Annotated in this window: 7 protein-coding genes; 2 read left to right on the forward strand and 5 right to left on the reverse strand. The window is 60.3% G+C overall.

From position 1 onward, the window contains the following. Window positions 1-380 (reverse strand): PLDc N-terminal domain-containing protein (locus tag H6B10_RS12160; RefSeq protein ID WP_204651847.1); only part of this gene is annotated, 380 nt, incomplete at its 3' end. Between the two features lie 83 nt (window positions 381-463). After that, a complete protein-coding gene (locus H6B10_RS12165) occupies window positions 464-619 on the reverse strand; it encodes a hypothetical protein (protein ID WP_204651848.1) in 156 nt (51 codons plus the stop codon). Window positions 620-960: 341 nt separating this feature from the next. Here H6B10_RS12165 and H6B10_RS12170 point away from each other — a divergent pair, with 341 nt between their 5' ends. Both H6B10_RS12170 and H6B10_RS12175 read left to right on the forward strand, forming a co-directional pair. Then, entirely contained in the window at window positions 961-1,830 is an 870-nt protein-coding gene (locus H6B10_RS12170; RefSeq protein ID WP_204651849.1) for a transketolase, read from the forward strand. Next, window positions 1,823-2,797: a transketolase family protein gene (locus H6B10_RS12175; RefSeq protein ID WP_204651850.1), complete on the forward strand. Its 975-nt coding sequence runs from the start codon at window positions 1,823-1,825 to the stop codon at window positions 2,795-2,797. Before H6B10_RS12170 ends, H6B10_RS12175 begins: the two co-directional genes overlap by 8 nt. A gap of 151 nt (window positions 2,798-2,948) precedes the next feature. On the opposite strand, the gene H6B10_RS12180 is transcribed toward H6B10_RS12175, so the two are convergent. The 3 genes from H6B10_RS12180 to H6B10_RS12190 form a co-directional block, all read right to left on the reverse strand. Then, window positions 2,949-3,500 (reverse strand): DUF3793 family protein, encoded by a 552-nt coding sequence (locus H6B10_RS12180; RefSeq protein WP_204651851.1) that lies wholly within the window; start codon window positions 3,498-3,500, stop codon window positions 2,949-2,951. 251 nt (window positions 3,501-3,751) lie between these two features. Then, window positions 3,752-5,107 (reverse strand): MATE family efflux transporter, encoded by a 1,356-nt coding sequence (locus H6B10_RS12185; protein ID WP_204651852.1) that lies wholly within the window; start codon window positions 5,105-5,107, stop codon window positions 3,752-3,754. 141 nt (window positions 5,108-5,248) lie between these two features. Then, the coding region (locus tag H6B10_RS12190) for a LysR family transcriptional regulator substrate-binding protein (protein ID WP_204651853.1) at window positions 5,249-5,745 on the reverse strand (497 nt) is incomplete at its 5' end.

Genomic DNA, 5,745 nt, shown 5'->3' on the forward strand with positions numbered 1-5,745 from the left:
GCGGGGTCGGGGGTGCGCAGGGGCGCCAGCTGGGCCTCGGCCTGTTCCATCCGGCGGCGCAGCCGTATGGCGGGGCGTTTGTCGCCCCACAGCAGATAGAGCAGCCCGCCCTGCACCGGCATCACGGTGAAAAGGATCAGCCAGCTGATCTTGAATTCCGGCACGGTGGAATCCTGCCGGATCAGCCCCAGGCACATGATCACGCTGAGCACCAGCCCGGCGCCGTTGAGCCAGGCGGCGTAATCGCTCAGCCGGTAAAACAGGATCACCAGCCATACGATCTGCAATAACAGCAGCACACCGGTGACCACCAGCCGGCTGAATACCAGCGAGAGGATCTTGCGCAGGATATGGCGCCAGGTCATTTTTTGTTTACCCATATACACCTCGATACAGTCCACCAAAAAAGAAAACGCACCCCATCCGCGGACGGCGGATGAGGTGGCGGGGGTAAATTCTGATATCAGGCAAGACGGTCGATTGCCGCCATGCAGTCATCCATCGTGGAAAAAGTCACTGCGCAGTCCGAACCGATGAACCAGCGTTCCTCGCCGTTGCACACGATCTTGCGGATCAGCTTGCCGTGGTATTCTGTCTGAATGTAGATTCCGTTAGGCATTCTTGTCCCTCCCCAAATATAGTGCATTTGCCGGATGGCTGCCCTATATAAGGGTTGGCCGCGCTATGCTTTTGTAAGAATTATAAGGCAGAACGGGCCCGGGCGCAAGTACCAATTTGCCGTTCTTTGGGGCCGATTCCTCTCATTTTTTGGCACAACGCACAAAACCCTTGTACCCAGGCGCCTTTTTTCGCGGTGAAAACCGCCGAACCACACCGAAAACCGCCCGAATTTGTAAAAAAATCTTGCCAGCCGCGTCCGTTTGTGTATAATATAAGGTAGTGCATTATGTGGCGGTGGTGTACCGTCTGACTTTTTATACGGACCGGAGGAACTTGACTATGACAAAACTGGAAACGCTGCAGTTAAAGTTGACTGCGACCCGCGTGCGGATGGGCGTGATCGAAGCGACCCACGGCGCAGGCTGCGGTCATCCGGGCGGCAGCCTGTCTTCTGCGGATGTCCTGACATATCTGTACTTCCGTGAGATGCGCGTTGACCCCGAACAGCCGCAGGACCCCAACCGCGACCGTTTTGTGCTCAGCAAAGGCCATTGCGCACCCGCGCTGTACGCCACGCTGGCCGAGCGGGGCTTTTTCCCCGTGTCCGACCTGCCCACGCTGCGCCATTCCAACAGCTATTTGCAGGGCCATCCCAACATGAACACGGTGCCCGGTGTGGATATGAGCACCGGCAGCCTGGGCCAGGGTGTTTCCACGGCCTGCGGCATGGCGCTGGCGGCCAAGCAGCTGGGCAGCGATATCAACGTTTACACCCTGCTGGGTGACGGCGAGATCGACGAAGGCCAGTGCTGGGAAGCCTTTATGTTTGCCAACCACTACAAGCTGGACAACCTGTGCATCATGGTGGACGTCAACGGTCTGCAGATCGACGGCACCACCCGCCAGGTCATGAACTCCGAGCCGCTGGACCGCAAGATGGACGCTTTCGGCTTCAACACCATCGTGTGCAACGGCAACTCGTTTGCCGAGCTGGAGCAGGCGTTCAAGATGTTCGACCTGTCCCACGGCAGCGGCAAGCCCACCTGCTTCCTGCTGCGCACCACCAAGGGCCAGGGCGTAAGTTACATGCAGAACGCAGTGGAATGGCACGGCAAAGCGCCCAACGATGACGAGTACGCTCTGGCGATGGAAGAGCTGCGCGCGGCCTATGATTCACTGGAAAAGGAGATCGAGCTCAACAATGGCTGAGATGAAAAAAATTGCTACCCGCGTCAGCTACGGCAACACGCTGGTAGAACTGGCCCGTCAGGGCGCCGACAATCTGGTCGTGTTTGATGCCGACCTGGCCGCCGCCACCAAGACGGAAGTTTTCCGCAACGAATACCCCGACCGTCACTTTGACTGCGGCATTGCCGAGCAGAACATGGTCGGCGCCGCCGCCGGCATGAGCACCATGGGCTTTGTGCCTTTTGTGTCCACCTTTGCCATGTTTGCCGCCGGCCGTGCCTTTGAGCAGATCCGCAACACGGTCGGTTACCCCCACCTGAACGTGAAGATCGCCGCCACCCATGCCGGTCTTTCGGTAGGTGAGGACGGTGCCTCCCACCAGTGCTGCGAGGATATCGCCCTGATGCGTTCCATCCCCGGCATGGTGGTGCTGAGCCCCGCCGATGACGTGGAGGCCCGTGCCGCCGTCATCGCCGCTTACAACTACAACGGCCCGGTGTACCTGCGCCTGTCCCGTCTGGCTTCGCCGGTGTTCCATGATCCCGAAACCTACGAGTTCCAGATCGGCAAGGGCGAAAAGCTCACCGACGGCTACGATATCGCCGTGATCTCCACCGGCCTGATGACCAGCGAAGCCCTGCGGGCTGCGGTGCTGGCCAAGCGCCAGGGCATCAATGTGCGGGTCATCAACATGCCCACCATCAAGCCCCTGGATGAGGAGATCATCCTCACCGCCGCGCGGGAATGCCGCCGCATCATCACCGTCGAGGAACACAATGTCATCGGCGGTCTGGGCGAAGCGGTCTGCAGCCTGCTCAGCGAGAAGCTGCCCTGCTACGTCCGCCGTCTGGGTGTACAGGACCAGTTCGGTCACTCCGGCCCCGCCAATGAGGTGCTGCGTGACTACGGCCTGTCTGCCGAAGCCATCGCCGCCGCCGTGCGCGACATTGTCCGTCCCGACCATACCGGCGACGAGAACAACCAGTAAAAAAACACACAACCGCCCCGGGCGCTTTCCAGCCCCGGGGCGGTTTTTCTATTTTTTTGGCCCGGTTTCTTTCCTGTCAAGCACACTTTCCTTTTTTAAACAGGACCATCCCCTGCGTTTTCCACAAGGGGTGGTTGTTTTGTGCAAAACTTTACCCCGCCATCGCCAGACGCTCCAACGGGAACCCCTGGGCAAACCGCGCGCAGTAGACCCGGGTGCAGTGGCAATACCGGCCAAAAGTCCGCCGGGCTGCCGCCGCGTCACCGTAGACTTTCCAGCAGCCAATGCATTTGAAGCCGCATACCGGGCTTTGGATGAACCCTTCCACGTCCTCCGGCGGGTAGCTCAAAAACAGGCCGATCTCATGGGGGAATTCATCCTGTTCCCGCAGCCGCTGCATCAGCCGTCCCAGGCAGCGGGCCGGTTCATCGCAGCAGTAGCCCCGGGGCGCCAGCAGCGCACGGACTTCGGGCCGCTGCAGGTCCCGGGCCAGCCGGGCAGGGCGGTACAGGTAGATCAGCGCCCGGCCCTTCTGCCAGCGCAGGGGCATGACCCGCAGCCCTTTGGGGGCCAGCCGGTGGTTCCAGCAGCGCACACAATCCCGCATGGCCTGTTCCTCCGCAAAGGGGCAGGTAAACAGACTGCCGGTTTTCAGCCCGGCCAACGTGGGCGACCCGTGACGGATCATCAGTTCCTCGCACATGGATAAGCCTTCCTTTCTTTGGGAAATCGTTGGTTAGCATTAACTAACCATCATGAAAAAAGAAACGCCGCTATGGGGCAGCCCTTTGCGGCTTTCTAGTTAGCTATATCTAACTTCGTAGACAGTATACCATGCCCTGCCTTCCCTGTCAACCCCTGCAACCGGTCAGCATCTTTCCCTTGGCTGTCCCCTTCCCCTGCCGCTTCCGCACAAAAAAGCCCCTGTACCGATGGGTACAGGAGCGTTTGCAATTACTGTTTTTCTTCCCGGGGCAGGGTGCGGAAGAACTTTGCCATGGGCAGGCAGCCTGCCGCATCGGCAATGACCCATCCGATGGGGATGGACACCCAGATGCCCGCAGCCCCCAGCGCCGGAATGGCCGACAGGGCATAGGCCAGCACCACCCGCAGCCCCAGAGAGATCACGGTGAGCACCACCGACATCCCGGGCCGTTCGATGGCACGGTAGAAGCCGTAAAGCAGGAACAGCAGGGCGATCAGGCAGTAGAACGCCCCTTCGGTGCGCAGATATTGCACACCCACGGCCAGGATCTCCGTTTCTTCCGGCTGCACAAAAATCAGCATCAGCGGCCGGGCCAGCACAAAGACCACGGCGCTCACCGCCGCACCGAAAAGCATGCTCACCGCCACCGCGCTGCGGGTACCGCGGCGGATGCGTTCATACCGCCCGGCGCCGTAATTCTGGGCAATAAAGGTGGAGAAGGCATTGCCGAAATCCTGCACCGGCATATAGGCGAAAGAGTCGATCTTGACGGCGGCGGCAAAAGCAGCCATGACCGCGGGACCGAAGCTGTTCACCCGGCCCTGCACCATCAGGATACCGAAATTCATGATGGACTGCTGTGCCCCTGTAATAAAGGAAAGCCGGAACACATGCCCCGCGCAGGGGGCGTCCCACCTGGCATCGGCGCGGGTCAGCCGCAGGTCCCGCCGGGTGGCCAAGGCATAGACGCAAAGGCCCGCACCGGACAGCCACTGGGCAATAACGGTGGCCCAGGCCGCACCGGCCACGCCCCAGTTCAGGCCCAGCACAAAGGCCACATCCAGCACAATGTTCAGCACAGCGGAAAAGCCCAGGAACGCCAGCGGCCGCACCGAGTCCCCCACCGCCCGCAGCAGACAGGCGTAGTAGTTATATAAAAAGGTGCCCCCGATGCCCGCAAAGATCACCAGCAGATAGGTACGCATCAGCCCACGCACCTCGGCAGGCACCTGCAGCAGCCACAAAATGGGGTCAATGAGCAAAAACACCGCAATGTTCAGGATCACCGCCGTGCCGCCGATCATGCAAAGGGAGAGGAAGATCTCCCGCCGCATGCGGGATGCGTCCCCCCGTCCGAAAGAGATGGACACCGCCACGCCGCTGCCCATGGAAAGCCCCAGCAGAATGGACGTCAAAAAGGTCATCAGGGTATAGGCCGAACCCACGGCGGCCAGGGCATCGGCGCCCACATACCGCCCCACGATCAGGGTATCGGCAATATTGTACAGCTGCTGCAGCAGATTGCCCAGCATCATGGGCAGCGCAAAGCGCAGCAGCGTGGGGGTAATGGGTCCTTCGGTCAGGGCCCGGGCATTGGTTTGCATTCGGTCTTGCACCTCCCGGTTATACGGCACAGCGCCGCCTTACTATCATAGGCCAAAACCCGCCATCCTGCAAGTACTCCCCGCCATTTTGCCGCCGCCCGCACAAGACCCGGGCACCCTTTCGGTGTGCCCGGGTCTTTCTCAGGGATTCTGGCGGGAAAAATGCCCCACAAATTCTTTGGTATAGGTGTCCTTGCCCTGTTTGCGGCAGGCCACCCCAAACGTCAGCGGTTCGCAGCCCGGCTCAAAGGGCAGGCGGACCATAGTATCAGGCAGGTCCACCGTGTAAAATTCCGGGAACAGCGCCACCCCGTACCCGCATTCTGCCAGCAGAATGCCCGCACGGTCGCTCTCGCAGTGGATGTCCAGATGATTCAGGCTGTGCTCAATGATCCAGTCCCGCAGCCGGTTGGACTGCTCAAAGGGGACCATCTTGGGGTGCAGCGTCAGGATGCGCTGGTCTTTCAGATCCTCAAAATGCAGTTCACTGCGGGCCGCCAGCGGGGAATCCTTGGGAAGAACCGCATACAGCGCGGCTTCGGCCATAGGGTGGAATTCACAGTTGGGCAGCCGGTGGATCATGTTCTGGGTGCACAGCATCACATCCAGTTGTTCCGCCTCAAACATCTTTTTCAGAT

Origin of the sequence: Gemmiger formicilis, from assembly GCF_016901605.1 — a bacterium.
Lineage (GTDB): Bacteria > Bacillota > Clostridia > Oscillospirales > Ruminococcaceae > Gemmiger > Gemmiger formicilis_B.

Coding starts and splice junctions, on each gene's coding strand:
- H6B10_RS12165 (WP_204651848.1), bottom strand. CDS start 619: ATGCCTAACGGAATCTACATTCAGACAGAATACCACGGCAAGCTGATC.
- H6B10_RS12170 (WP_204651849.1), top strand. CDS start 961: ATGACAAAACTGGAAACGCTGCAGTTAAAGTTGACTGCGACCCGCGTG.
- H6B10_RS12175 (WP_204651850.1), top strand. CDS start 1,823: ATGGCTGAGATGAAAAAAATTGCTACCCGCGTCAGCTACGGCAACACG.
- H6B10_RS12180 (WP_204651851.1), bottom strand. CDS start 3,500: ATGTGCGAGGAACTGATGATCCGTCACGGGTCGCCCACGTTGGCCGGG.
- H6B10_RS12185 (WP_204651852.1), bottom strand. CDS start 5,107: ATGCAAACCAATGCCCGGGCCCTGACCGAAGGACCCATTACCCCCACG.